The following is a 25,870-nucleotide window of genomic DNA, read 5'->3' on the forward strand; positions in this document are numbered from 1 at the left end:
ACCCGCGGCAGACGCGCCAGCTCCACCGCCAACGTCAGCAGACGTCCCGCACCGCCGACGCTCATCCCGGCGGCGGTACGCAGCCAGCTGCGGGTGGAGGCATGCCCATGCTGCTTGGCCCGCCCAGCACCATGCACCCGACCCACCCGATCGGCCAGCGCGCACGTGATCCGATCCCGCGCGAACAGCAAATCCTCCGCCTCAGCAAGGCAGACATCCGCATCCTCGGGAAGCGGCGCCAACGCCAACGCCTGCGCCGACTCACGCAACGACCCCACCAGCACCCACGACGACCGAGCACGGGGACGACCACCCGCATCGGCGGCATCCGCGCCGTCGCTCGTGTTCGCGCTCGTGTGCCGCGGCGGGTCGAGGTCGATGATCGGAAAGTGCTCGCGGGCGGATGAGCCATCGGACGACCACAACGGCGAACCGGAGGTCAACCGGTCCCACCACTCACCGCCGACGTCATTCGAACGACGAGGGTAGTCGGGATCAGAATCGAACAGATCCATCGCACCCCCTCAATGAATTCGAAAGCTTGTATTAATTGTCACAGCTCACGATCGCCCCCGGCAACCGCCGGAGGCGAATAGTTGGAGCAGCAGGTCAGCCCCGGTTCCACAGCAAAAGGGGTGGTGACGCCGGGGGACTGCTCAGAAAGCGGCGACGGCGCTTTCGACGGCGCACAAGGCCCGATCGAGCTGGGCGGCGCGGTCGGCGATCACGTCCTGCATGGGATCACCGGCGCGGATCCTGTCGATGTTGGTGACGTACACGGCGCGGTAGGCGGCGACGACCAGGGCGGCCGCGAGCCGCGGGGCCGGGTCGGCCGGCTCACTTCCGGCCGCCTCGGCGAACAGGCCGGCGAGCACACCCTCGAACTCCTCGACCAGTTCCCTCGCCCGGGCCCTGAGCGCGGGCGAGTCCAGGATCACCTGCCAGAACACCTCGTATCCGGGCGCGATCCCGCCGAGCGGGTGACCTTCCCTGAGCATGTCGAGGAACAGCCGGCGCAGCGCGGCGAGAGGGCTCTCCCCCTCGGCGCGCTCCCGTACGGCGCGGGTGACCAGCTCGACAGCCTCGGGATAGCGGTCGAGGAACAGGTCCTCCTTGCGAGGGAAGTAGTTGAAGACGGTCTTGGTCGAGACTCCGGCCGCCTCGGCGACCTCGGCGACCGTGACGTTGTCGAACCCGCGCTGCATGAACAGGCTCGAGGCCACGTCAGAGATGAGCGAACGGGTCTGTCGCTTCTTCCGCTCCCGCAACCCCAAGCTCTCCGTCACCCTCCTCACTCTAGTTGCTAAAAACTTATATCGACAGTAAGTTTTTAGCAACGGTAACTACGGGGAGGACACATGTCGTACGACGTCGTTGTGGCCGGCGGAGGGCCGGTCGGCCTGATGCTGGCCTGCGAGCTGCGGCTGGGCGGGGCGTCGGTCGTGGTGCTCGAACGACTGACCGAGATCGACCCGACGCTCAAGGCCGGCGCGCTCAACACACCGAGTGTGGAGGCGCTCTACCGGCGGGGCCTGCTGCCCGAGCTCAAGGAGGTGCAGGCCCGGGCGATGGAGCTCGTGCAGGCCTTCATGCGCAAACAGGCCTCCACGGGAGGGCCGCGCCGGACTCCGCCGAGGTTCGCCGGCCATTTCGCCGGGATGATGCTGAGCGCCGATCTGCTGGACGCCGAAGACCCCGACCTGTCCGGCCGGGGACCGATCACCGAGATCGGCCTGGTGCCCCAGCAGCAGCTCGAGCAGATCCTCGCCGTACGCGCGGCCGAGCTGGGAGTCGAGGTGCGGCGCGGCGTGGAGGTGACCGGCTTCGCCGACGACGGCGAGCAGGTCACGGTCACCACGACCGGCGGCCCGGTGCACGGCCGCTGGCTGGTGGGCTGCGACGGCGGCAGGAGCACGGTGCGCAAGCTGGCCGGCTTCGAGTTCCCCGGGACGGACCCGGAGATCACCGCCTACCAGGCCGTAGCGGAGATGGAGGGCACCGAGCACCTCGGCGTGGGCTGGCAGGCCACTCCCACCGGGATCTACTCCCACGGGCCGGTGCCGGGGCGCATCCTCGTCGCGCGCTTCGACGGCGGCGCGCCCGGCAGGGCCGACAAGACCACGCCGGTGACGACGGAGGAACTGCAGGACGCGGTCAGGTATGTCACGGGCTCCGGCGTCGTCGTCAAGGAGATCACGTCGGTCACGCGGTTCACGGACAACGCGCGGCAGGCGACGACCTACCGGCTCGGCCGGGTGCTGCTGGCCGGCGACGCCGCCCACGTCCACTCGCCCTTCGGCGGCCAGGGGCTGAACCTGGGGCTGGGCGACGCCGTGAACCTGGGCTGGAAGCTCGCGGCGGTCGTACGCGGGCAGGCGCCGGAAGGGCTACTCGACACCTACACGCGCGAGCGGCACCCCATCGGCGCCTGGGTGCTCGACTGGACACGCGCCCAGATCGCCCTGATGCGTCCCGATGCCCACGCGCGGGCGGCACGGGCGGTGGTCGCCGACCTGCTCGGGACGGTCACCGGCACCACCTACTTCGTGAAGAAGATCTCCGGCGTCTGGCAGCGGTACGACATGCCCGGTGACAGCGGGCACCCCCTGGTGGGGCGGAGCGCGCCGGACTACGAGTTCGAGGACGGCTCACGGCTCGCCGACCACCTCCACGACGGTCGCGGCCTGCTCGTCCGCCAGAGCGGATCCCGGCTCGACGGCGCGGCGGCGGACGGTCACGGCGACCGGGTCGGCACCCTCACGACGGCGATAGGCGAGCCGCACGCTCCCGGCGCGTTGCTCGTCCGCCCGGACGGCGTCGTCGCATGGGCGGAGGACCCGGACGCGGCCGATGCCGAGGGGCTCGCGAACGCGCTGGAGACCTGGTTCGGCGCCCCCGCGGACGTCCCCGCCACCCTCGGCTGAACCGTTCGGCGGACTCCATGGATCTTTGGCCAAATCTTTACCCTGGCCGCCTGCTGCACGGTGCCTGAATCAACGCTCTGACCTGCGATTTAACATGCGAGCACACCCCTTAACCCGTACCCCGCCAAGATGTCTCGTGTCATTTGGTATCAGTCGTGGTCAGCAGCCCCCATCATGTGCTCATGCCCGCTTTTGTCACCCTGTCCGGGCGCTCCGTGCGCCTGGAACCGCTCAGCCTCGCGGCGCTCGACGACCTCGTCGCCGCGGCGAGTGAAGACCGTTCGACATACGCCTTCACTCGCGTTCCCGCCAGCCGGGATGAGATGGCTTCCTATGTGGAGGCCGCCATGGCTGAGCAGGCGGAGGGCCGCACGATGCCCTTCGCCATCCGGTGGCTGCACACCGACCGCGTGGTCGGTGCCACCCGTCTGATGAACCTGGAGTACTGGCAGGGCCCGATGCCCTGGCCGCCGGGGACCAAGGGCGCGGTGGGCGAGGTCCCGTCCGTCGCGGACATCGGGTACACCTGGCTCGCCGCGTCGGCCCAGGGCACCGGTGTCAACCGGGAGAGCAAGTACCTGTTGCTCTCTCTGGCCTTCGAGACCTGGCAGGTTCACCGGATCACCCTCAAGGCAGACGTACGCAACACCCGATCCCGGGTCGCCATCGAGGCCCTCGGCGCACACCTCGACGGTGTGCGACGAGCGGACAGCCGAGGCGCCGACGACACGGTCCGAGATACCGCCTACTACTCGATCCTGAGTCCTGAGTGGCCCGCCGTACGCGACCGCCTGCGGGTGCGGCTGGGCCTCCTGGAAACGGCATCGGAAGCAGCGTGATCAGCCCATAGAAAAGAGCGGCCCGTCCCGGAAGGGACGGGCCGCGTCATGCGGGGGTGCCGACGGGGGACGGTCGTCAGGCGTCGTAGCCGAAGTCCTCGTCGTAGGCGTTGTAGATGTCGCGCCAGTAGCCGCACTTGACGGGCTGGTTGCTGTACAGACCGATCTGGCAGACCTTCGCCTGGACCTGGGCGACGTCGTAGCGCCAGAAGTTGATCGGCTTGTAGCCGCCGGCGCCGCAGTACTTGTACGACTTGTAGCTGGAGGACCAGTCGTCCTCGTCGTCGTCCCAGGACGACACGCGGAACTTGATGTACGCGCACTTGCCGCCGTGGTTGTAGGTGCGGTTGTCGTTGTCGTAGAGCTTGCCGGTGATGTGGACCCGGTTCGACTCCTCGTCGTCGTAGTTCACGTCGACGTAGCCCTTGGCCTTGGCGAGGTGGTTGGACGACCAGTAGGTGCCCCACCAGCCGTCGTAGTCCCAGTCGTTGTGGTGCGGCGCGGAGGCGGAGGAGGCGGAGGCGGGGGCGGCGTTGGCCGCGGTCGCGAGGGCCGGCAGCCCGAGGGCGGCGACGGCGGTGGCGGCGGCGAGACCGAGGGTGATGGAGCGTCGCATTTCGGTTCTCCTGTTCGAGGACGATCCCCCGATGCGGGGTGCTGTCGGGGTTGCACCTCAGTGATAGGCCCGCCCGCCTGCAACCCGCTTTCAGCGCTGTCGCCGTGGTTTGCAGGCCACTTTCAAGCACCTGAACACACACTGAACCGGCGCGGTCACTCCTACTGCTGCCGCGTGACACGATCTATCATTTGGTCGGAAATCTTGCCAATGGGAGACAGGTCACATGCCTGATCACGCCGCCGCGGACGGCCTGCGCTTCGCCGTGCTGGGACCCGTCCTTGCTTGGCGTGACGGCGTCGAGCTCGACCTCGGCACACCGTTGCAACGCTCCATTCTCGCGATGCTCCTGCTCAGGGAGGGGCACGCGGTCACGCCCGACGAGATGATCGACGGCGTGTGGGGCGAGGACGCGCCCCCGCGCGCGCTCGGCGCGCTGCGCACCTACGTCTCCCGCCTGCGCACCGTCCTGGAGCCGGACCGTTCCCCGAGGACCCCGCCGCGGCTGCTGACCTCCGTTGGCCGGGGATACGCGCTGCGACTCGGCCCCGATCAATCCGGCGCCGTTCAATCCGGCGCCGCCCGCTTCGACCTCGCCGTCTTCGAGCGCGAGTGCGCCGCCGCCGAGTCCGACCGCCGTAAGGGCCGGGCCGACGAGGCCGCCCGGCGGCTGCGCGGGGCCCTGCGCCTGTGGTCGGGCGAGCCGCTGACCGGCGCGGTCGGCCCGTTCGCCGAGCACCAGCGCGACCGGCTGGCCGAGCGCCGGATGAGCGCGGTCGAGACGCTCATGGAGCTCGACCTGGAGCTGGGCCGGCACGCGGAGATCGTCTCCGAACTGGTCGCGCTCGCCGCGGAGCACCCGCTGCGCGAACGGTTACGCGCCCAGCTCATGCTGGCCTACTACCGCTGCGGCAGGCAGGCCGAGGCGCTGTCGGTCTTCACCGAGACCCGCCATGCGCTCGTCGAGGAGCTCGGCATCGAGCCCGGTGCCGATCTGGCACTCCTGCACCGGCGGATCCTCGCCGCCGACCCCTCCCTCGCCCCCACACCCCCTCCCGTACGGCTCTCGCCGCAGGATGTCCACGATGACGCCTCGGCGACCGAGACCGGCCCGGCGATCGAGATGCCGCGGCCGGCCCAGCTCCCGGCGGCCGTGCCCGACTTCACCGGCCGTACCGGCCTGGTGCGGAGGCTGCTCGCGCTGCTGCGCGGCGAAGGGGCGAGAGAGGGCGTGCCGATCGCGGCGATGTCGGGCATCGGCGGCGTGGGCAAGACGACCCTGGCCGTCCATGTGGCCCACCTCGCCGACGACCTGTTCCCCGACGGCCAGCTCTACGCCGACCTGCGGGGATACGGCGCCGAGCCGACCGCGCCCGAGACCGCGCTGGTCGCGTTCCTGCGCGCCCTCGGCATCCCGATGGACGTGATACCGGACGGCCTGGCCGAGCGCTCCGCGCTGTTCCGTTCGCTGCTCGCCGACCGCAGGATGCTGGTGCTGCTCGACAACGCCCGCGACGCCGAGCAGGTCGAGCACCTGCTGCCCGGCTCGGCCGGCTGCGCCGCGATCATCACCAGCCGGGGCAAACTGGCCGACCTGCCCGCGGCCCGGCTCGTCGACCTCGACGTGATGGAGCCCGAGGAGGCGCTGTCGCTGCTCGCGGCGGTCGCGGGACCCGAGAGGGTGGCGGCGGAACGGGCCGCCGCCATGGACGTGGTCGCCGCCTGCGGTTTCCTGCCGCTGGCCGTGCGGATCGTCGCGGCCAGGCTCGCCTCCCGGCCGTCGTGGACGGTCGCCTCGCTCGTCCCCCGGCTCGCCGACGAGCGCCGCCGCCTGGACGAGATGAAGATCGGCAACCTGGCGGTCTCGGCCACGTTCGCCCTCGGGTACGGCCAGCTCGACGCCCGGCAGGCGCGGGCGTTCCGGCTGCTGTCGCTGCCGTCGGGCTCGGGCATCTCGGTCTTCGCGGCGGCGGCCGTGCTCGACCTCACCCCGGCCGCGGCCGAGGACGTCATCGAGTCGCTGGTCGACGCCAGCCTGCTGGAGGCGCCCGCGCCGGGCCGCTACCGCTTCCACGACCTGCTCAAGCTGTTCGCCCGGCGGCAGGCGGAGGACGCCGAGGAGCCCGCGGCCCGCGCGCTCGCCCTGCGGCGGCTGCTCGGCTTCTACCTGGCGTCGGCCGGCGCGGCCCACCGGCTGGCGTACGAGGGCAGCGCGATCGCCGACAACCTCACCGACATGGGCGTGCGCGGCCATTCCTTCTCCTCCGCCGACGAGGCCGTGGCCTGGCTGTCGGCGGAGGCCGAGGACATGTTCGGAGCGGTCGCCCAAACGGCCGGGGCCCAGGACGTGCCGGGCGGAGACCTGCTGGCGGCGGCCGACCTGCTGCTGGCGATGGAGCCGCTGCTGGAGTCGGGCACCAACCAGCGGGACTTCGAGCAGCGCACCTCGGCCCTGCTGACGGCGACGCGCGGGGCCGGTGAGCGGCGCGGCGAGGTGCGCTGCCGCTACGTGCTGGGCCGGGTGCTGTTCGGCGCGAACCGGCTGGCCGAGGCAGAGTCCCATTTCCTCGCCGCGCGGACGCTGGGCGAGGAGACCGGCGACCACATCGTCCTGGGCGAGACGTGCAACGCGCTGGCGGTCGTCGCCGGCCGGCGACGCCGCCACACCGAGGCGCTCGAATGGTTCGACCGGGCGACCGCGGTCCACCGGGAGACGGGCAACCCCGCGGGCGAGGCGCTCGCGTCGTGCTACTCCGCCCGCGACCACCTGGGCCTCGGGCGGCCGGACGACGCCATCGCCGCGGCCGAGCGCGGGCTGGCGGTCTTCTCCGAGATCGGCAGCGGCGCGGGGATGGCCCGCGCCCGCTACCACCTCGGCAACGTGCTGTCCTATGTCGGGCGGCTCAACGAGGCCGTCGTCCACCACGCCGAGTGCCTGGCCTTCTTCCGCGCGAGCAACCAGCGGGTCTGGGAGCAGCGGGTCTGCTACCGGCTCGCCGCCACCTTCATCGCCGCCGGGCGGTACGCAGAGGCGGCCAGGCACGCCGAGCAGGCGCTGACCGTGAGCCGCGAGATCACCCACCCGTACGGCGAGGCGCAGTCACTGGCCGCCCTCGGCAAGGCCCTCGCGAGCCTCGGGGAGACCGGCCGGGGCAGGCAGGCCCTGGTCAAGGCCCTCGACATCTTCACCCGGCTCGGCTCGCCCGAGGCCGACGACATCCGCGCCCTCCTGCGCGAACAGGTCGAGACGTAAGTCCTCGTCGAGCCGGCTCATGCGGACGTGGTTGATCACACCGAACACCCATCTTCGCGTGCGGGAGGCTGGACGCCCGGCCGGCCGCCGGTCGTCACTGGGACGCGCAGGGGGCCCGGATCCTTACCGGTGCGCCCCGTGACGACTCGCCGCCTCACGTCGGCGACCGGCCGGGCTTCGTGCGCGGACTCCGACCCCCCCGAAGCCCGCCCAGGACCACTGTCGGCCCGGCCGTTCAAACTCCGATCAACGTGGGCTTGCAACGGTGAGGAAGCCCTCGGCGATCAGGGACCGCAGCGCGGCGGGAGCCCGCCCGAGCACGTCGCCGGGGTCCTCACCGGTCAGCTCGGCGATCGCGGCGAGCAGCGGGCGCGTGGGCAGATCGCCGTCGCACACCCCGGCCAGGGCCGCCTCCACCGTCCCCACGGCGGCCGTACGGCGCGCGCCCCGGGTCTGCCGCAGGACGATGCGGGAGGGGTCGTCGGCGCCGGGCGGGCCGACACGCTCCTCCACGACGCCCTCGGCCACCTGCAGCCGCGCGTCGAGCAGGTCGTCGTCGGACAGTTCGTGGGCGGCGCGTGCCGCGCGCAGGACCTCCTCAACCAGCGCGCCGGACGGAGGCTCGACCGGCTGCGTCATCTCCTCCACCCGCACGAGCGGGCTCAGCGAGCCGGAATCGTGCAGGGCGATCCAGCCGAAGCCGACGCCGGTCACGTCCATCGAATCGAACCAGCCGAGCCACTCGTCGTAACGCTCCCGGTAGGCCGAGGTGCCGTGTTCGGCGGAGTCCCGTAGCCACAGTTCGACGTACTCGGCCGGGTCCTGCACGTCGCGCTGCACGGCCCAGCCGTCGCAGCCGGTCTCGGCGAGCCAGCCGCCCACCCTGTCCTGCCAGTCCTCGCCCTTGACGTGCAGCCAGTTGGCGAGGAAACGCGCCTGACCGCCCTGGGCGAGGTGCCGGGGGGTGCGCCGCACGAGGTCGCGGCAGAACTCGTCGCCGCGCCGCCCGGCCTCCCGGTAGGTGTACCTGGCCTCGGGCGCGATGACGAACGGCGGGTTGGACACCACGAGGTCGAACCGCTCGCCGTCCACCGGGTCGTACATCGAGCCCTCGCGCGCCTCGGCGCCGGTCACGCCGGACAGGCCCCAGCTGAGGCGGGCCAGCCGCAGCGCCCTGCGGTTCACGTCGGTCGCGACCACGTGGTCCGCGCGGGGGGCCAGGTGCAGCACCTGCACGCCGCAGCCGGTGCCGAGGTCGAGCGCCCGGCCGACCGGGGCGGTCCAGCCGAGCTGGGCGAGGTTGGCCGAGGCGCCGCCCGCCCCCACCACGTGATCGGGCCGCAGGGAGGGATCGCCGGGCCGCACCTTGCGGTCCGACACCACGTACGCAGGGTCGCCCGTCCCGGTGTCCCACGGCTGGAGGTGCACGGTGGCCTGCACGGAGTCGCCGAGGCGCACCAGCAGCCCGGCCTCGATGAGGTCCTGCACCGGCAGGTCGGCGGCGGCCATGCTGACCGGGGCGCCCAGCCACCACAGCCGGATCAGCGTGGCGAGGGGGTCGGCGTCCCTGGTCGCGCGCAGCGCGGGCACGATCTCCTCACGCGCCAGTGCGGAGGCGGCCATGTCGCCCAGCCGCTCACGCACGCCGTCGATCGTGTATCCGGTCTCCACGAATCTGCCGCGAAGCCGCCGGACCAGGTCAGAAGGGGCGTCCACGCATCGAATCTATCGCGGGGCCAGACACCACTAGGGCATCTTGAGGCTGTTCCAGGCGGCCTCGCCCAGCTCGCGGATCTCCTCCTCGGTGGGCTGGTGGGCGCCGCTGAACCACAGACGGCACATCTCCTGCGCCGGGCCGAGCCACAGCACGTAGCACATGGTCGGGGGGACGGGGCGGAGCACGCCGTCCTTCATGTGCGGCCGCCACCAGTCGGCGACCTGCCGGAAGAACTCGCGCCTCGACTCGGCGACCTCCGGCCCGCCGGGCTCGTTGCGCCGGGGCGGGCGCTCGCTGATCAGCAGACGGGCGCGCTCGGGATGCTCGCCGCACCAGGCCATGTGCATCGCGACGATGGCCTCGATGCCGGCGCGGGCGTCCTCGTGGCGGACGAGCTCACCGACGAAGGCCTCCTGGTACATCTCCTGGATCTCGGCGTAGAGCACGCCGAAGACGTGCTCCTTGCTCGTGAAGTGGTGATAGAAGCTGCCGACGCTGACGCCGCTCTCCTGCCGCAGGCTGGCCAGGGTGGTGGCCGACACCCCGCTCTGGCTGAACCTGCGCAGGGCGCCCTCGATGATCCTGGCCCTGCCGTCTCGCCCGCTCTTCGCGTTCTTCACAAAGTCAATGGTGAACCAACAGAACCTTGTTCTGCAAATGCGAGGTCGGCTTTGATCTCGACGGATGTGCCGTACGTGTCGATTGTGGCAGAGGGCCAGGCTCTGCGCACCATGGACAGGACCCGCCGGTTCTCCGTCATGACGTCCATGCCGACGACCACCGCGCCGCGCACGGACGCCCGCCGCAGGAGGGTGCGCACGAGCCGCGACCCCACACCGAGGCCCTGCCACCGGTCGTCCACCACGACCGCGATCTCCGCCTCGACCCCCCGGGCGCCGTCGGACAGGTGGCTCATGGCGTGGCCGATCACGGCGTCACCGTCCAGCGCGAGCAGCGCGTCACGCCTGTCGTCGCGCGCGACCATCGCGCGGATCAGGCTCGCGCTCGGCCGGCCCGGGCCGACGAAGAAGCGGTTCGTCAGCGTGTCCCGCGACAGGCCCTCCACGAAGAGGCGCACCCGCTCCTCGTCGTCGCCGGGGCACGCCGCGCGGAGGTCCGCAATGGGCCTCACCTGAGTTCCCAACATGGACTCAGCCTCTCCCGAACGAGCTGAGTCTGTCAAGTAGACTTAGATGCGAGGAGGCTGTTGTGGTTACGATGCGCGACATGCGGCGTTATCGGGTGGACAACTGCTCCATCGAGCGAACCCTCGCCGTGCTCGGCGAGAAGTGGACGTTCCTGGTCCTCCGGGAGGCGTTCAACGGCATCCGGCGCTTCGCCGACCTTCAGACGCGCACCGGCGCGCCCCGGCAGGTGCTGAGCGCGCGGCTGTCCCGGCTCGTCGAGGAGGGCCTGCTGCGCAAGGTGCCCTACCAGGAGCCCGGCCAGCGCCAGCGCGACGAGTACCGGCTCACCCAGAAGGGCCTCGACCTCTACCCGATCATGATCGCCCTCATGCACTGGGGCGACCGCTATCTGGCCGACCCCGAGGGACCGCCGGTCGTGGTGACCCACCGCGACTGCGGCGCGCCCGTCGAGCTGCACCTGGCGTGCGAGGAGGGCCACCGGATCGCCGGCCCACGCGAGGTTACGCCGCGCCCCGGCCCCGGCGCCCGCCTCAGCACCCCAGCCTGAAATCGGGGGCACTCACCAGGCTGCCTAGGCTGGTGACGTGTACCGCTTCCTCCTCTCGCGCCGCTGGGTCGGGCTGCACCTGCTCGTGCTCGTGCTGATCCCCGCCTTCTTCTTCCTGGGAAGGTGGCAGTGGGGGCGGTTCGAGGAGCGGTCGGCCGAGAGCGCGAGGATCACCGCCAACCTCGCCGCGGCGCCCGTGCCGCTCGACCGGCTGGACCGGATCGGCGCGTCCGCGCCGGAGCGGGACAAGTATCGCCTCGTCACCGCCACCGGACGATACGACACCGCCCACGAGCTCGTGGTGCGCAGGCGCACCCTCAACAGCCGCGTCGGGTTCTACGTGGTCACCCCTCTCGTCACGCCCCAGGGCGCCGTGCTGGTGAACCGGGGGTGGGTCCCGGCCGGGGCGACCGCCGACGCCCCGCCGCAGGTGCCCGCCCCGCCCACGGGAGAGGTGACGGTCACCGGACGGCTCCGTCTCGCCGAGACGCAGGACAACACCGGCATCAGGAACCGGTCCGGCCTGCCGAACGGCCAGATCCTGCTGATCGAGACGCCCCGGATCGCCGGAGGCCTGCCGTACAAGGTCTTCGGCGGGTTCGTGGAGCTCACCGCGCAGCAGCCACAGGGCGGTTCCGCCCCCGAACTCCTGCCTCCGCCCGACGTCGGCGCCGGAGGCGGGCTCAACCTGGCGTACGCCGTGCAGTGGTGGCTGTTCATCGGGATCGCGGTGGGCGGCTGGGTGCTCCTGGTGCGCCGGGAGGCCCGCGACCTCCAGACGGAGCAGGCGTCACAGGACGTGACGGTACGCGCCGCAAGGTGAGCGAACGGATACCAACCGGAGACCTCGCAGCTTGTACGGTGTTATCCCTTGGCCCTACCGTTTACTACCGTGACTACGCCGCTGCATCCCGACCCAGAGCCGAGGCGGCGGGACTACGTGATCATCTCAGTTGATGACCACTTGATCGAGCCGGCCGACCTCTTCGAGGACCGCCTCCCGGAGAAGTACAAGGACCTCGCGCCCAAGGTCGTGGAGACCGACTCGGGCCACCAGGTCTGGCGGTACGGCGGCGCCACCTATCCCTGCGCCGGGCTGGACGTGGGCGCGGGCCTGCCCAAGGAACAGTGGACGCTCGACCCCGTCCGCTTCGAGGAGATGCGCCCGGGCTGCTACGACATCGAGTCCCGGATCGGCGACATGGACCGGGCCGGGATCTGGGCGGCGCTGTGCTTCCCCGGCATGCTGGCGAGCCAGGCGGGGGTGGCGTTCGGCCGCACCCGCGACCAGGACCTCGGGCTCGCGCTCGTCCGGGCCTGGAACGACTGGCACGTCGACGTGTGGGCCGGCACCTACCCCGAGCGCATGATCGCGCTGCAGCTTCCCTGGCTCCCCGATCCCGAGATCGCGGCGAAGGAGATCAGGGCCAACGCGTCACGCGGTTTCAAGGCGGTCGTGTTCCCCGAGTTCCCCACGCGGCTGCGGCTGCCGTCCATCCACAGCCGCCACTGGGACCCGTTCTTCGCCGCCTGCGAGGAGACCGGCACGGTCGTGTGCCTGCACACCGGCGCGTCCTCCTGGGCGCCGGTGCCCTCGCCGGACACCCCGGTCGAGGCGATCACCACGCTGATCCCGGCGAGCGCCATGTTCGCCTGCGCCGACTGGCTGTGGTCGGGGGTGGCGCTGCGCTTTCCCAAGCTGCGCGTCCTCATCGTGGAGGGCGGCGTCGGGTGGCTGCCGATGCTGGCCGAGCGGGCCGACTACGCGCTCGACCACCCCGTGGCCGGCGAGCCGAGCTGGGAGGGCGGCCTCAAGCCCAGCGAGGTGCTGCGGCGCAACTTCTTCTTCGGCACGCTCGACGACAGCGCGCTGAGCTCGGTGCGGCTCGCCGTGGGCATGGAGCGCGTGCTGCTGGAGGCCGGCTACCCGCGCGCGGAGTCCACCTGGCCCGACACCCAGCGCGCCGTGGCCCGCAACCTCGGCAGCCTGCCCCCCGCCGACATCGCCAGGGTCTCGTACGGCAACGCCGCCCGCCTGTTCGGCCACCCCCTGCCCTCGCGGGCCTGGCTGCGGCAGGAGCAGCTCTAGCTAGACCCGCTCTTTCTCAACCCTTGGGCGGGGGCAGCCGGGGGACGCTGTCGATCAGCCGTCGCGTGTAGGGGTGGCGGGGAGCGCCGAGCACCTGGGCGGTGTCCCCCCGCTCGACGATCCGGCCCCGCTCCAGCACGGCCACCTCCTGGCAGAGGGCGGCCACCACGGCCAGGTCGTGCGACACCATCACGACCGTCAGCGCGCGGGTCTCCCGAAGATCCTGCAGCAGGTCGACGACGCGTACGCGGGTGGAGACGTCGAGCGCGCTGACCGGCTCGTCCGCGAGCAGCACGCGGGGCTCGCACACGATCGCCCGCGCGATGGCGATGCGCTGCCGCTGCCCGCCCGAGAACTCCTGCGGATAGCGGCTCGCGGCGTCCTCGGGGAGTCCGACCGCGTCCAGGGCCGCCGCGACGCGCGCGGTCATGTCCTCCCTGAGGCCCAGCGAACGGAGGGGTTCCGACACGATCCTGCCCACCCGCTGCCGGGGGTCGAGCGACGAGTAAGGGTCCTGGAACACCGTCTGCACGCCCCGCCGGAACTCCCGCATCAGGGCCCGGTCACGCGGCGCGAGCTCCTTGCCCTCGTAGAGGACCTGTCCGCTCGTCGGCCTGGCCAGTCCGAGCAGCAGGCGCAGCAGTGTGGTCTTGCCCGCGCCCGACTCTCCCACGAGCGCGAGGCTGCGTCCGGGCGTGACGGCGACGGAGACGTCCGTGAGCACGGGGGCCGAGCGGCCGTAGGCGAAGTGCGCGCCCCGCACCTCCAAAATGGGCCGGATCGGCCGGGTCATGGCGTCCTCCCGTCGATGGCGCCGTCGATGGCGCTGTCGAGTGCGCCGTCGAGCCGCCGTGCGCTGCCCACCAGCTCCCTCGTGTACGGGTGGCGCGGCGCGTTGACGACCTCGCCGACGCTCCCGGACTCCACCGCCACGCCGTCCTTGAGGACGATGACGCGCTCGGCGATCCGCGAGACGACCGCCAGGTCGTGGCTGATGAACAGCAGTGCCATCCCCCGTTCCTCCACCAGGCCGTCGAGCAGCGTGAGGACGTCGGCCTGCACGGTGACATCCAGGGCGGTCGTGGGCTCGTCCGCGATGAGCAGAGCGGGATCGCAGGCGAGGGCCATGGCGATCGCCACCCGCTGACGCTGGCCGCCGGAGATCTCATGAGGGTACGCCCGGGCGATCCGCTCGGGATCGGCCAGCCGCACCTCCTCGAGCGCGGCCGTCACCGCCGCGTGCAGGGCCCGTCCGCGCAGCCCCCTCCTGCGCCGGAGCGGCTCGGCCACCTGACGGCCCACGCGCATGAGCGGGTCGAGGGCGGTGAGCGGCTCCTGGAAGACCGTGCTCGTCAGCCGGCCGCGCAGCGAGGTGAGCCGCCGCTCCCCCGCCCCCACGACCTCGATGCGGTCGAGGCCCCGGTCGAGGCCGGGCGTGTCGAACACGACACTGCCCGAGACGGTCAACCCGGGAGGCGTGAGACCCGTGATCGCCAGGGCGGTCATGGACTTGCCCGACCCCGACTCTCCGATCAGGCCGAGCCGCTCGCCCGCGCCGAGCGTGAACGACACGTCCGAGACGAGGTCGCGGCCCTCGGGGCCGCGCACGTGCAGCCCCGCCACGGTGAGAAGGGTCACCTCGTCCTCCTCCTGGTCGGGTCGGCCACGTCGCGCACGCCGTCGGCGATGAGGTTGACGCCGACGACAAGGACGACGATCAGGACGCCGGGGGCGATCACCCCCGCGGGAGCGATGAACACGCTCGCCTGGGCCTCCTGGAGCATCCGCCCCCAGGAGGCGTTCGGGGGCGGCGCGCCCAGGCCGAGATACGACAGGCTCGCCTCCGCCAGGACGGCCAGGCCGAACTGCAGCGCGAGGTTGACCGACAGCGTCGGCCAGATGTTCGGCAGCACGTGCTCGACGACGATCCGGGGCCAGGACGTCCCCGAGGTGCGCGAGGCCGTGATGAAGTCCTGCGCCAGGACGCGCTTGACCAGCACCCGGGTCAGCCGGGCCACGATCGCCGACATCGCCAGCCCGATCGCGATGACCGCCGAGCCGAGCGACGCGTCGCGCGCGGCGGTCACCAGCATGGCCAGGAGCACGGTCGGGAACGCGATGAGGATGTCGAGGAGGGCCGAGACCGTGTCGTCGAGCCACCGGGTGGCGAAACCGGCGGCGAGGCCGGCCGCGAGGCCCACGACCGCGCCGATCAGCACCGACCCCGCTCCCGCCTCCAGGGCGACCCTCGCACCGATCATGAGCTGGGTGAGCAGGTCCCTGCCGAGCTTGTCGGTACCGATCAGGTGGGGCAGGCCCGGCGGCATCAGCCGGTCGCCCGAGGTGTCGTCCGGCGGAAACGGCAGCCAGAAGAACGACACGACGGCCACGGCGAGGACGAGACCGGCGAGGACGCAGCCGGCGACCAGCGTCGCCGACCGGGGGACGCGGCGGCCCGCGGTCATGCGCCGTCCCCGGAGAGGTCGCCGCCGAGGGAGCGGCGCAGCCGCGGATCGATCAGCCGCTGGACGAGGTCGGCCGCGAAACCGATGAGCAGCACCGCGAACGTGCTCACCACCAGGATCCCCTGGATGACCGGGTAGTCGTGCTGCGCGAAGCCCTTCACGAGCATGCCGCCGAGCCCCGGCAGCGCGAACACGCTCTCCACGACGACCGCGCCGAGGAAGGTGGTGGCGAGTTCGATGCCCAGGATCGAGACGACCGGGACCACCGCGTTGCGCAGGCCGTGCCGCCACATCGCCCCGATGAACGAAGACCCGAGCGCCCGGGCCGTACGCAGGTAGTCGCTGCCCAGCACGTCGAGGGTGGCCGACCGCACGTAGCGGATCAGCGAGGCCGACATGACCAGGGCGATCGTGACGACGGGCAGCGTCAGCGAGGTGAGCGCGTCACCCGGGTGCGCCCAGTCGTCCTGGGGGAACCCTCCGGCCGGCAGCACGCCGAGGTGGAGCGAGAACACCGTGATCAGCAGCATGCCGACCCAGAAGACGGGCACCGCGATGCCGAGTTGCGACAGCGCGCTGAGCACCGAGCCATACCAGGTGCTCGCCCGGTAGGCCGCGACGAAACCGACCGGCACGGCGATCACGACGGCCAGGAGGAAGGCGAGCAGGGTCAGCGGAACCGTCACGACGAGGCGGGCGGCGATCTCGGGGCCCACGGGAAGCGTGCTGACGAACGAGGCGCCGAGGTCGAGCCTCGACATCTCGCCGAGCCACGAGACGAACTGCACGGGCAGCGGCTGGTCCGTCCCGATCTGGTGGCGGGCGGCGGCGATCTGCTCCGGGCTCGCCCCGACCGACAGCAGCGCGTTGGCGGGGTCGCCGGGAAGCAGGCGCAGCAGCAGGAACAGCACCACGGCGGCCAGGAACAGCGAGACGACGAGGAACGCCGTCCGGCGCAGCAGGTAGACGGTCATGAGGACGCCGCAGACGAGGGCATCAGCCCCGGCCGCTCTTCTTGATGCCGTACGCGTAGAACTGGGAGTTCAGGCCGTTGACGGGGTAGCCCGACAGCGACGAGGACGCCACGACGATCTGCGGGTAGAGGTAGAGCCAGTCGCTGGCCGCGTCGGCGGCGATCTGCCGGTTGACCTTCTTGAGCAGCTCCGTCTGCCCGTCGGCCGTGTCGGACTGCTCGGCCTGCTCGACCCACTTGGCGACCTGCGGATTGTCGTAGCCCCAGTAGAAGTCGGGGTTGCCGTACCAGACCACGTCGCGGTCGTTGACGTGCTCCTGCAGCGTCGCCGCGAAGTCGCGGTTCTTGTAGACCTTGGTGTACCACTCGTCCGCCGTGATGACGTTGATGTTCACGGTGATCCCGACCTTCGCCAGCTCCGACTTCACGAACGTCGCGACGGTGGGGTGGGGGTCGTAGTTCGGCGTGTCGAGCGTGAAGGAGAAGCCGCTCCCGTAGCCCGCCTCGGCGAGCTCCTTCTTCGCCAGGTCCGGGTCGTACGGGTTGACCGAGGTGAGGTCCTCATACCAGGGGTCGGTGGGCGGCACCATCGAGCCGATCAGCGTGCCGTACTCGCCCCAGATCGAGCTGAGCAGCTTCTTGTCGTCGATCGCCGAGGTGATCGCCTTGCGGACCAGCACCTTGTCGAACGGCGCCTTGCGGTCGTTGAACGCCAGCAGCAGCTTGGTCGTCGACTGGCCGTTGTTGACCTTGTAGTCCCCGTTGCCCTTGAAGTTCGCCAGCGCGTCGGGGCTCTGCTCACTGGTCACGACGTCGACCGCTTTGGTCAGCAGCGCGTTGTTCAGCGCGGTCGCGTCGGTGAAGTAGTGGAACACGACCTGCTTGTTGGTCGCCGGGGTGCCCCAGTAGCCGGGGAAGCGCTCAAGGGTGAGCGCGGAGCCGCGCTTCCACGTCCCCAGCGTGTAGGGACCGGTGCCGTCCTCCGTGGTCGTCAGGCTCTTGGCCTGGGAGTTGACGATCCACACGTAGCTGAGGTTGTAGACGAGCGAGATCGACTTGCCGGAGAGCTTCACCGTGACCGTGGAGTCGTCCGGCGTCTCGATGCTCTTGATCACCTCGAGGCTGCTCTTGCGGGCCGACTGGGAGTCGGGAGCGATGACCTTCTCGATGCTGTACTTGACGTCGGCCGAGGTGAGCGGCTTGCCCGAGTGGAACTTCACGCCGCTCCTCAGCGTGAAGGTGTAGGTGAGGCCGTCCTTGCTCACCGTGTGGTCCTCGGCCAGCAGGCTCTCGACCTTGCCGTCGTCGGTGAGCCGGAACAGCCCCTCGTAGACGTTGCCGTTGAACGCCTCCGTCACGCCCTGTCCGCCCCCGGCCGTGTTGTCGAGGTTCTGCGGCTCGTAGAGCGACCCGATCTCCACCGTCGCGTCCGGGTCGTACGCCGCCGTCGCCCCGGCGCCGCTCGTGGAGCCGGAGGACCCTGCCGAACCGGAGGAGCCCGAACCGCACCCGGCGAGGGCGAGCGCGAGCACGAGCGCGGCGCCGATCAGCGACGTCGTCTTGCTGTTCACTGTTTCTCCTGGTCGGCGGCCATGCGGCCGCTCGCTTGGTGCTGTCGGTGAGGAAAGGGGGGAGATCAGTGCGGCAGGAAGCCGTCGCGGAAGACGGGGAGCTTCTCCCCCGCCTCGACGGGCACGTCCAGCCGGTTCCGCGGCGGCGGCAGCGGACAGTTGTAGAAGGGCGAGAAGGCGCACGGCGGCGCGAAGGCGCGGTTGAAGTCCAGGACGACACGGCCGCCGGGCTCGGGCTCCACCGTCAGGAACCGCCCGCCGCCGTACGTCACCGAGCCGTTGGTGCGGTCGCCCACGACCAGGAGGAGCGTCCCCCCGTCGTCGAAGGCGGCCAGGTTGTACGGCGTGCCGTCGAGCGTGAAGGTGATGTCGCCGGGGACGGCGTGGTCACGGGTGCCGCCGGCGTCCTGGACGTGCTCGAAGGGCAGCCGCCGCGCGTCGGACACCGGTGTGAAGACGGCCTCGACGACCCACTCGGGGGCGAACGGGAAGACGTCGATGGTCTCGAAGTGGCGGACGGCGGGCGCGTCCGCGTCCCACAGCCGGATGCCGTGCTCGGGCTCGCCGGTCGTGATGTGGGACCGCTCGATCCGCGTCGCCGTGACGCTCCACGGCCGGCCGGCGAGGGCCTCCTCCGGGGACACCTCCTCGCCCGGGGCCGGCCACAGGGTCTCCACCAGGGCCAGGTTGCCCTGTGGAGCCAGCACGGAGGCCAGCCGCTCCGCCCGCCACGCGTTCCACCCCGCGCGGGCGGCTTCGATCGTGGCTGCGGAGGCGCGTGAAGACATGGAGGTAACGCTCATTTCGAGGTAGATCAGCACCTTTGCTGATGTTTGAGCATTACCCTACATATTCGGTAGGATTATGACCAATTGATCACTTCACTGTGGCGCGCGGGTCCCTCTCCCACTCGACGAACTGGCCGCTCTCGCCGAGCAGCGCGGTCGCCAGCCACAGGAACACGCCGAAGTCGTCGACCACGCCGATACCGAGGAGGAAGTCGGGGACCACGTCGATGGGCGACACGATGTACGCCACGGCCATGCCGAGCATGGCGAGCTTGCCCTTGGTCAGGCCCGGGTAGTCGCCCTTCACCGCGGCGCGGAGCATCCGGGGCACCGCCCGCAGCCGGGCCCGGACTCCCGGCGAGCCGGGCTTGGAGACCTCGCGGTAGGCGCGCCAGGTGGCCGCCGCACGTCCTGCCTTCACCATGAGGACACCTCCAGGGGAACACCTCTGCCCGCTTTGCCCTCTGGTTAACGTACGGCGGCACCCGGCCGGTTCCGTCAGGCGCCGGGCGCGAGCGCCCGCACGGTGTCGGCGAGCGGCAGATCACCACCCGGCAGCGGGGCCAGCACGGGCGTGTCCAGCCCGTTGGCCACGTACTCCCGCACCCGGGCCCGGCAGGTCGCCGCGTCGCCGTGCACGACGAGATCGTCCACCACCTCGTCGGGGATCGCCTTCAGCGCGGCCTTCCGGTCCCCGGCCGCCCACGCCTCCCGCATGGGCCGCAGCAGCTCTCCCCGGCCCAGCCACTCGTGGAACGCCGCGTACACCGGCACGGTCAGATAGGCGGCCAGCAGCCGGCGGCCGATCTCGCGGGCCTTCGCCGCGTCCTCGGTCACCACGACGAACAGCCGCGCGGTCAGCTCGGTCTGCGGCCCCAGCTCGGCCCGGACCTTCCGTACGTCCCCGGGCGACAGCCAGTTGGTGATCGCTCCGTCGGCCTCGCGGGCGGCCAGGCGGAGCATCCCGGGCCGCAGCGCGGCCAGCACGATCTTCGGCGGCGTCGCGGGGGCCTTCTCCAGCCGGAAACCCTTGACGGCGAAGGTCTCGTAGCTCTCGCCGACCTTCTCCCCGGCCAGCGCCGCCCGCAGGAAGCGCAGGGTGTCGCGGACCCGCGCGTACGGCTTGTCGAACTCGCCAGCGTTCCAGTTGCCCACGATCACCGGGGACGACGCGCCGATGCCCAGCACGAACCTGCCGGGGGCGAGATCCGCGAGCGTGGCCGCCGACATGGCCAGCAGGGCCGGGCCGCGGGTGTAGACGGGGACGATCGCGGTGCCCAGGCGCAGGGACGGCGCCCACTCGGCCGCCAGGGCCAGCGGGACGAACCCGTCCGTGCCGCCCACCTCGGCCGACCACGCGTCGGTGTAGCCGAGCGCGGGCAGCTCGGCGACGAGCTCCTTCGACTCGACCGGCGTCTGCCCGAAGAACGGAATCGTCATGCCCCAGCGGTCCACGGCCACCCCTTCCAAGGTCTCGCCCCGACCATACCAACCGGACGGTATGGAGTCGCGGTCACGCCCGAAGTTCGTGGACCACCTCGATGACCTCTCTGGCCACGCCCTTGATGCCGGGCAGATGCGACAGGCCGACCAGCCGGTCGACGAGCGGGACGACCCGGTCGATCAGCCGATAGGTGCGCGCGCAGCCGGGCGAGCTGTCGTGGACCCAGAACAACACGACCCCCATCCACAGCAGCCACAGCAGTTCGGGAAGCTCCTCGCGCAGCTCGTCGTCCATCCGCCCGGCCGATCCCTCGACCACCTCCCGGTAGAGCGCGATGGCCGACTCGCGGGCGGGCGCGGACTCGGCGCTGAAGGGGCTGAGGGGGTTGCTGGGCTCCGCCGCGTGCTTGAAGAACTTCACCGCGAACTCGTGGTAGGGCTCGGAGATCCGCACCCACTCCCGCAGCACGCCGCCCAGCCGTCCGGCGAACGACCGCTCGGCGGCGAACACCTCATGGCAGGCCGCCTCGTGCGTCTCCTGCGCCCGGTCGTAGTACGCCTGGATCAGCTGCTCTTTGGACCTGAAGTAGTAGTAGGCGTTGCCCACCGACACGCCCGCCTCCGCGGCGATGGCACGCATCGTGGTCGCCTCGTACCCCCGATCCCTGAACAACCGGAGGGCCGTCTCGACGATCTGCTCCCGTGTACTCTCGGCCACGCTCGTCACTGTACGGCTCGGGCCCGCGTCCGGTCATGAACCGACAAGATGATCCACGGGTCGTGGCAAACCGCCTCGTGGCAGCAAGCCCACCCGCCCCCGCGTATGGCATTGAAGACCTCAGCCCCCGTCGTCGAGTGAGGAAACGAGGCACGTGGACGTCCGCCCGTCACGGCGGGGGCTGGCCGGCATCGGCACCGCCGTACTGATCTCCCTGCCCATGCAGCACCACGGCAAGGACCCCCTCCCCCCTCCGGCGCCGCCGCCCGCGGCCGATCCCGGTGTGGAGGTGAGCGTGGAGGTGAGCGGGGAGGTCTCCCTTCCGCCGCTGCTGGCCGGCACGTTCGTCGCCACCGTGAAGACCTGGGACACGATGGCGGCGGACGAGCGGATCGGCCACGCGCGGGCGACCGGCCTGCTGCTGGACGCCGGAGTGCGCCGGAAGTCGACCGGAGACTGCGCCGACCGCCGCCGTCCGTACTGCACGTCGCTGGAGGACATCCGGTACGGCACGCTGATGCGCACCATCGACCTGCGGCGGGACAGCGGGTGCCCGGTGACGGTCACCGGCGGCACCGAGACCGGGCACGCCGACGGCCACTACAGCCACGGCAACGGCTACAAGGTGGACCTCGCGCACAACCGGTGCCTCGACGCGTACGTCACGGGCACCTACCGCCACTGGCGCACGCGCGCCGACGGCGCGGCGCTGTACCGCGCCGCGCCGTCGGACGTGAGGGCGGACGTGTGGGCGGACGAGCCCACCCACTGGGACGTGCTGTTCAGGTGACCCCTACGCGAACTCGGTCGCGACCAGCGCGGCGATCTCGGCCGTGTTGAGCGCGGCGCCCTTGCGCAGGTTGTCGCCGCACAGGAACAGGTCGAGCGTGTTCGGGAAGTCGAGGGCCTGGCGGATCCGCCCGACGTAGGTCGGATCGGTGCCCACGACGTCCGCCGGCGTGGGGAACACGCCGTTCGCGGGGTCGTCGAGCACCACGACGGTCGGGGCGGCGTCCAGGATCGCGCGGGCGCCCTCGACCGTGACCTCCCGCTCGAACGTCGCGTGGACGGCCAGCGAGTGGGTGGTCACCACGGGGACGCGCACGCAGGTCGCCGAGACCCTCAGGTCGGGGATGCCGAGGATCTTGCGCGACTCGTTGCGGACCTTCAGCTCCTCGGAGGTCCAGCCGCCGTCCTTGAGCGAGCCCGCGAGCGGCACCACGTTGAGCACCAGCGGGGCCGGGAACGGCGATCCGGCCAGGTCGGGCACGGCCTTGCGCACGTCGCCCGCCACGGTGCCCATCGTCCGGTCGCCGGCGACGGCCTCGATCTCGGCGTACAGCCGCTCGGGCCCGGCCACCCCGGCGCCGGACACCGCCTGGTAGGAGGCGACGACCAGTTCGCGCAGGCCGTACTCGCGGTGCAGCGCGCCCATCGCGGCCATCATCGAGAGCGTGGTGCAGTTGGGATTCGAGATGATCCCCTTGGGCCGGTTGCGGGCCTGCTCGGGGTTGCACTCGGGCACCACGAGCGGCACGTCCGGGTCCATCCGGAAGGCGCCGGAGTTGTCCACGGCCACCGCGCCCCGCGAGGCGGCGATCGGCGCCCACTCGGCGGAGACCTCGTCCGGCACGTCGAACATCGCGATGTCGACGCCGTCGAACGCCTCCGGCGACAGCGCCTGCACGACGACGTCCTCGCCGCGCACGCTCAGCACCTTGCCCGCGGACCGCGGCGAGGCGATCAGCCGGATCTCGCCGTACGCGTCGGACAGGTCGGTGCGGCCGGTCAGGATTTCGAGCATGACGGTGCCGACGGCACCGGTCGCGCCGACGACGGCGAGGGTGGGCTTGCGGCTCATCGTCCGGTACCTCCGTAGACAACGGCCTCGACCTGGTCGGCGTCGAGGTCGAACGCGCGGTGGGCGGCGGCGACCGCGGTGTCCACCTCGTTCTGCCCCACGACGACGGAGATGCGGATCTCCGAGGTCGAGATCATCTCGATGTTCACCCCGGCGTCGGCCAGCGCGCCGAAGAACTTGGCGGTGACACCCGGGTGCGAGCGCATGCCCGCGCCGATCAGGGAGACCTTGCCGATCTGGTCGTCGTACAGCAGCGACTCGAAGGCCACCTGGTTCTGGATCTTCTTCAGCGCCGTGAGGGCCGTCTGGCTGTCGTTGGCCGGGAGCGTGAAGGAGATGTCGGTGCGACCGGTCGCCGCGGCCGACACGTTCTGCACGATCATGTCGATGTTGATCTCGGCGTCCGCCAGCGTGCGGAAGATGGCGGCCGCCTCGCCGACCTTGTCGGGCACCCCGACCACAGTGATCTTGGCCTCGCTCCGGTCGTGCGCGACCCCGGAGATGATGGGCTGCTCCACTTCGGTTCCTTCGCTGTAGGGGTCGGAGACGACCCAGGTGCCTTCCCTCGTGCTGAACGAGCTTCTGACGTGGATGGGCAGGTCGAACCTGCGGGCGTACTCCACGCAGCGCAGGTGCAGGATCTTCGCCCCGCACGCCGCCATCTCCATGGCCTCGTCGTAGGAGATCCGCGGGATCTGCCGCGCCGTACGGACGATGCGGGGATCGGCGGTGTAGATGCCGTCCACGTCGGTGTAGATCTCACACACGTCCGCGCCGAGCGCCGCCGCGAGAGCGACGGCCGTGGTGTCGGAACCACCCCGGCCCAGCGTCGTGATGTCCTTGCTGTCCTGGGAGACGCCCTGGAACCCGGCCACGATCGCGATCTGACCGGCGTCGACGGCCTCCTGGATGCGGCTGGGCGTCACGTCGATGATGCGCGCCTTGCCGTGCGTCGAGTCGGTGATGACGCCGGCCTGCGAGCCGGTGAAGCTGCGCGCCTCGTGGCCGAGGTTGGCGATCGCCATCGCGAGCAGCGCCATCGAGATCCGCTCACCCGAGGTCAGCAGCATGTCGAGCTCGCGTCCTGGCGGCAGCGGCGACACCTGCTGGGCCAGGTCGAGCAGCTCGTCGGTGGTGTCGCCCATCGCGGAGACCACCACCACGACGTCGTTGCCCGCTTTTTTCGTCGCGACGATCCGCTGGGCGACCCGCTTGATGCAGGACGCGTCGGCTACGGAGGAACCACCGTACTTCTGCACAACGAGCGCCACTGGAATCTCCAACGAATCAGGACGTGGAGCTCACAGTGTACTTGGACGTCCCAAACTGAGACCGGCACCGACCAGCATGTGGACGCCCCGCCGCCGGGTCAGACCGCGGTGCCCTCTTCGACCACGTCCAGCCGGGTGTGCGCGACCAGCGCCTGCAGGGCCCGCAGCGCCGCGCCCGCGTGGTTGCCCCAGGTGTTGAAGTAGGAGTACTGCCACCACCACAGCGCCTCCAGCGGACGGCCGGCCTGGTAGTGCCGCAGCCCGTGGATGAGGTCGGCCGCCACCGCCGTGAGGTCGTCGGACAGCCGGTAGGGGGTGACCACGGTGTCCTTGTAGGGGTCGAACACCTCGGCGTAGTCGTCCACCGGGGCGAGGCGGGCGGCGAGAGCCGTACGGAGGGGGTCGATGTCGGGGTCGTCGCTCAGCGCGGGTTCGACGTTGCCCTGGAGGATCACGTCCTGGGCGGCCCCGAGCTGGGTGCCCGCGAGGCTGACCTGGGCCACCTCCACCAGGAGAAGCGGCAGCGTCGCGTCGCCGCCCTCACCGCCGGCCAGGCGGGTGAGGCCGTCGATGAAGTTCTGCGCGTGTCCGGCGACGCGTGCGGCCAGGTCGTTCCACTCGTCAGACATCCAGCAGCCTCCGTCCTTCGAAAGCGCGGCCCAAAGTGACCTCGTCGGCGTACTCGAGATCACCGCCCACAGGCAGACCGCTGGCCAGTCGGGTCACTTTCAATCCCAGGGGCTTGACGAGCCTGGCCAGGTAGGTGGCCGTCGCCTCGCCCTCGAGGTTCGGGTCGGTCGCGAGGATCAACTCGGTCACCTGGCCGTCGGCCAGCCGGGTCATCAACTCGCGGATCTTCAGGTCGTCCGGGCCGACGCCGTCGATCGGGCTGATCGCCCCGCCGAGCACGTGGTAGCGACCGCGGAACTCGCGGGTCCGCTCGATCGCCACCACGTCCTTCGACTCCTCGACCACGCAGATGACGTGCGGATCACGCCGCTGGTCCCGGCAGATCCGGCACTGGTCCTCTTCGGCCACGTTTCCGCACACGCGGCAGAAGCGCACCTTCTCCTTCACTTCGAGCAGCGCGTGCGCGAGCCGCTTGACGTCGGCCGGGTCGGCCGCGAGGAGGTGGAACGCGATCCGCTGCGCGCTCTTGGGACCGACGCCGGGCAGCAGCCCGAGCTCGTCGATCAGGTTCTGGACGACCCCTTCGTACATGCTCTAGAACCCCGGCAGCTGGCCGCCGAGGCCGCCCCCGAGTCCTTGCGCGAGCGGGCCCAGCTTCTCCTGCTGCAGCTCCCCCGCGGCGCGTACGGCGTCCCGCACGGCGGCGAGCACGAGGTCCGCGATCGTCTGCGCGGTCTCCTCCGGGTCGCTCGCGTCGATGGCCAGCGGGCTGATCTCGAGATCGAGCAGTTCGCCGCTGCCGTTGACGGTGGCGACGACCAGGCCGCCTCCGGCACTGCCCTCGACCTCGGCGTCGCTGAGCTCCTGCTGCGCGGTGACGAGCTGCTGCTGCATCAGCTGAGCCTGCTCCAGCAACTGCTGGAGGTTGACATCCCCTGGATTCACGATGGTTGCGCTCCTCAGCGTCCAGCGACATGTTCGTCGCGACCGAGCCTACGGCGTCCGCCCCGGTTTCCG

Annotated in this window: 27 protein-coding genes; 7 read left to right on the forward strand and 20 right to left on the reverse strand. The window is 71.1% G+C overall.

The window, feature by feature from the left end; genetic code table 11:
* On the reverse strand, positions 1–515 hold a 515-nt coding region (locus tag BXA11_RS29380), incomplete at its 3' end, for a hypothetical protein (protein ID WP_143734582.1).
* A gap of 141 nt (positions 516–656) precedes the next feature.
* Positions 657–1,286 carry a TetR/AcrR family transcriptional regulator gene (locus BXA11_RS29385; protein WP_076439783.1) on the reverse strand — a complete coding sequence of 210 codons (630 nt, stop codon included), beginning with the start codon at positions 1,284–1,286 and terminating at the stop codon, positions 657–659.
* Positions 1,287–1,358: 72 nt separating this feature from the next.
* On the opposite strand from BXA11_RS29385, the gene BXA11_RS29390 reads away from it, so the two are divergent.
* Both BXA11_RS29390 and BXA11_RS29395 read left to right on the forward strand, forming a co-directional pair.
* Positions 1,359–2,924, forward strand: a complete 1,566-nt coding sequence (locus BXA11_RS29390) for an FAD-dependent oxidoreductase (protein ID WP_076439785.1) — start codon at positions 1,359–1,361, stop codon at positions 2,922–2,924.
* A gap of 182 nt (positions 2,925–3,106) precedes the next feature.
* The gene (locus BXA11_RS29395) at positions 3,107–3,763 is read left to right on the forward strand and encodes a GNAT family N-acetyltransferase (RefSeq protein WP_076439787.1); all 657 of its coding nucleotides are present in this window, start codon (positions 3,107–3,109) and stop codon (positions 3,761–3,763) included.
* Between the two features lie 76 nt (positions 3,764–3,839).
* Here the strand turns inward: BXA11_RS29395 and BXA11_RS43345 are convergent, their stop codons facing one another.
* The gene (locus BXA11_RS43345) at positions 3,840–4,379 is read right to left on the reverse strand and encodes a hypothetical protein (protein WP_076439789.1); all 540 of its coding nucleotides are present in this window, start codon (positions 4,377–4,379) and stop codon (positions 3,840–3,842) included.
* A 226-nt stretch (positions 4,380–4,605) separates the two neighbouring features.
* Here BXA11_RS43345 and BXA11_RS29405 point away from each other — a divergent pair, with 226 nt between their 5' ends.
* The gene (locus BXA11_RS29405) at positions 4,606–7,632 is read left to right on the forward strand and encodes an AfsR/SARP family transcriptional regulator (protein ID WP_076439790.1); all 3,027 of its coding nucleotides are present in this window, start codon (positions 4,606–4,608) and stop codon (positions 7,630–7,632) included.
* Between the two features lie 246 nt (positions 7,633–7,878).
* Here BXA11_RS29405 and BXA11_RS29410 read toward each other — a convergent pair whose 3' ends face one another.
* The 3 genes from BXA11_RS29410 to BXA11_RS29420 are packed head-to-tail and all read right to left on the reverse strand — an operon-like array spanning position 7,879 to position 10,481.
* Entirely contained in the window at positions 7,879–9,348 is a 1,470-nt protein-coding gene (locus tag BXA11_RS29410) for a DUF7059 domain-containing protein (RefSeq protein ID WP_239105214.1), read from the reverse strand.
* Between the two features lie 30 nt (positions 9,349–9,378).
* Complete coding sequence (locus BXA11_RS29415) at positions 9,379–9,969, reverse strand: TetR/AcrR family transcriptional regulator (protein WP_076439794.1); 591 nt, start codon at positions 9,967–9,969, stop codon at positions 9,379–9,381.
* Positions 9,966–10,481, reverse strand: a complete 516-nt coding sequence (locus BXA11_RS29420) for a GNAT family N-acetyltransferase (RefSeq protein WP_239105215.1) — start codon at positions 10,479–10,481, stop codon at positions 9,966–9,968. The genes BXA11_RS29415 and BXA11_RS29420 overlap by 4 nt, the downstream gene beginning before the upstream one ends.
* A 95-nt stretch (positions 10,482–10,576) precedes the next feature.
* Between BXA11_RS29420 and BXA11_RS29425 the strand changes: the two genes are divergently transcribed.
* From BXA11_RS29425 to BXA11_RS29435, 3 genes are all read left to right on the forward strand, one after another.
* Complete coding sequence (locus tag BXA11_RS29425) at positions 10,577–11,044, forward strand: winged helix-turn-helix transcriptional regulator (RefSeq protein ID WP_197042658.1); 468 nt, start codon at positions 10,577–10,579, stop codon at positions 11,042–11,044.
* Positions 11,045–11,081: 37 nt separating this feature from the next.
* Positions 11,082–11,867, forward strand: a complete 786-nt coding sequence (locus BXA11_RS29430) for an SURF1 family cytochrome oxidase biogenesis protein (RefSeq protein ID WP_076439797.1) — start codon at positions 11,082–11,084, stop codon at positions 11,865–11,867.
* Positions 11,868–11,984: 117 nt separating this feature from the next.
* Entirely contained in the window at positions 11,985–13,133 is a 1,149-nt protein-coding gene (locus tag BXA11_RS29435) for an amidohydrolase family protein (protein WP_239105216.1), read from the forward strand.
* Between the two features lie 16 nt (positions 13,134–13,149).
* Here the strand turns inward: BXA11_RS29435 and BXA11_RS29440 are convergent, their stop codons facing one another.
* From BXA11_RS29440 to BXA11_RS29480, 9 genes are all read right to left on the reverse strand, one after another.
* A complete protein-coding gene (locus BXA11_RS29440) occupies positions 13,150–13,926 on the reverse strand; it encodes an ABC transporter ATP-binding protein (protein WP_239105217.1) in 777 nt (258 codons plus the stop codon).
* On the reverse strand, positions 13,923–14,771 hold the full coding sequence (locus BXA11_RS29445; RefSeq protein WP_076439800.1) for an ABC transporter ATP-binding protein: 849 nt from the start codon (positions 14,769–14,771) through the stop codon (positions 13,923–13,925). The genes BXA11_RS29440 and BXA11_RS29445 overlap by 4 nt, the downstream gene beginning before the upstream one ends.
* On the reverse strand, positions 14,768–15,598 hold the full coding sequence (locus BXA11_RS29450; RefSeq protein WP_030508670.1) for an ABC transporter permease: 831 nt from the start codon (positions 15,596–15,598) through the stop codon (positions 14,768–14,770). Before BXA11_RS29450 ends, BXA11_RS29445 begins: the two co-directional genes overlap by 4 nt.
* A complete protein-coding gene (locus tag BXA11_RS29455) occupies positions 15,595–16,572 on the reverse strand; it encodes an ABC transporter permease (protein WP_030508669.1) in 978 nt (325 codons plus the stop codon). Before BXA11_RS29455 ends, BXA11_RS29450 begins: the two co-directional genes overlap by 4 nt.
* Before the next feature lie 22 nt (positions 16,573–16,594).
* On the reverse strand, positions 16,595–18,142 hold the full coding sequence (locus BXA11_RS29460; RefSeq protein WP_076439802.1) for an ABC transporter substrate-binding protein: 1,548 nt from the start codon (positions 18,140–18,142) through the stop codon (positions 16,595–16,597).
* A 65-nt stretch (positions 18,143–18,207) separates the two neighbouring features.
* Positions 18,208–18,930 (reverse strand): DUF1684 domain-containing protein, encoded by a 723-nt coding sequence (locus tag BXA11_RS29465; RefSeq protein ID WP_197042657.1) that lies wholly within the window; start codon positions 18,928–18,930, stop codon positions 18,208–18,210.
* Between the two features lie 88 nt (positions 18,931–19,018).
* A complete protein-coding gene (locus BXA11_RS29470; protein ID WP_030508666.1) occupies positions 19,019–19,354 on the reverse strand; it encodes a YkvA family protein in 336 nt (111 codons plus the stop codon).
* A 74-nt stretch (positions 19,355–19,428) separates the two neighbouring features.
* Positions 19,429–20,370, reverse strand: coding sequence for an LLM class F420-dependent oxidoreductase (locus BXA11_RS29475; protein ID WP_197042663.1), 942 nt, complete (start codon positions 20,368–20,370; stop codon positions 19,429–19,431).
* Positions 20,371–20,443: 73 nt separating this feature from the next.
* Positions 20,444–21,091, reverse strand: coding sequence for a TetR/AcrR family transcriptional regulator (locus BXA11_RS29480; protein ID WP_231513926.1), 648 nt, complete (start codon positions 21,089–21,091; stop codon positions 20,444–20,446).
* Between the two features lie 154 nt (positions 21,092–21,245).
* Between BXA11_RS29480 and BXA11_RS29485 the strand changes: the two genes are divergently transcribed.
* Positions 21,246–21,881, forward strand: a complete 636-nt coding sequence (locus BXA11_RS29485; RefSeq protein ID WP_076439804.1) for a hypothetical protein — start codon at positions 21,246–21,248, stop codon at positions 21,879–21,881.
* 3 nt (positions 21,882–21,884) lie between these two features.
* Here the strand turns inward: BXA11_RS29485 and BXA11_RS29490 are convergent, their stop codons facing one another.
* The 5 genes from BXA11_RS29490 to BXA11_RS29510 form a co-directional block, all read right to left on the reverse strand.
* Positions 21,885–22,952, reverse strand: coding sequence for an aspartate-semialdehyde dehydrogenase (locus BXA11_RS29490; RefSeq protein ID WP_030508662.1), 1,068 nt, complete (start codon positions 22,950–22,952; stop codon positions 21,885–21,887).
* A complete protein-coding gene (locus BXA11_RS29495) occupies positions 22,949–24,223 on the reverse strand; it encodes an aspartate kinase (RefSeq protein WP_030508661.1) in 1,275 nt (424 codons plus the stop codon). The genes BXA11_RS29490 and BXA11_RS29495 overlap by 4 nt, the downstream gene beginning before the upstream one ends.
* A 98-nt stretch (positions 24,224–24,321) precedes the next feature.
* Positions 24,322–24,852, reverse strand: a complete 531-nt coding sequence (locus BXA11_RS29500; RefSeq protein WP_030508660.1) for a DUF5063 domain-containing protein — start codon at positions 24,850–24,852, stop codon at positions 24,322–24,324.
* Positions 24,845–25,444, reverse strand: a complete 600-nt coding sequence (recR, locus tag BXA11_RS29505; RefSeq protein ID WP_076439806.1) for a recombination mediator RecR — start codon at positions 25,442–25,444, stop codon at positions 24,845–24,847. Before recR ends, BXA11_RS29500 begins: the two co-directional genes overlap by 8 nt.
* Positions 25,445–25,447: 3 nt before the next feature.
* On the reverse strand, positions 25,448–25,798 hold the full coding sequence (locus BXA11_RS29510; RefSeq protein WP_030508658.1) for a YbaB/EbfC family nucleoid-associated protein: 351 nt from the start codon (positions 25,796–25,798) through the stop codon (positions 25,448–25,450).
* Positions 25,799–25,870 lie beyond the last annotated feature (72 nt).

The organism is Microbispora rosea (assembly GCF_900156315.1).
GTDB lineage: Bacteria > Actinomycetota > Actinomycetes > Streptosporangiales > Streptosporangiaceae > Microbispora > Microbispora rosea.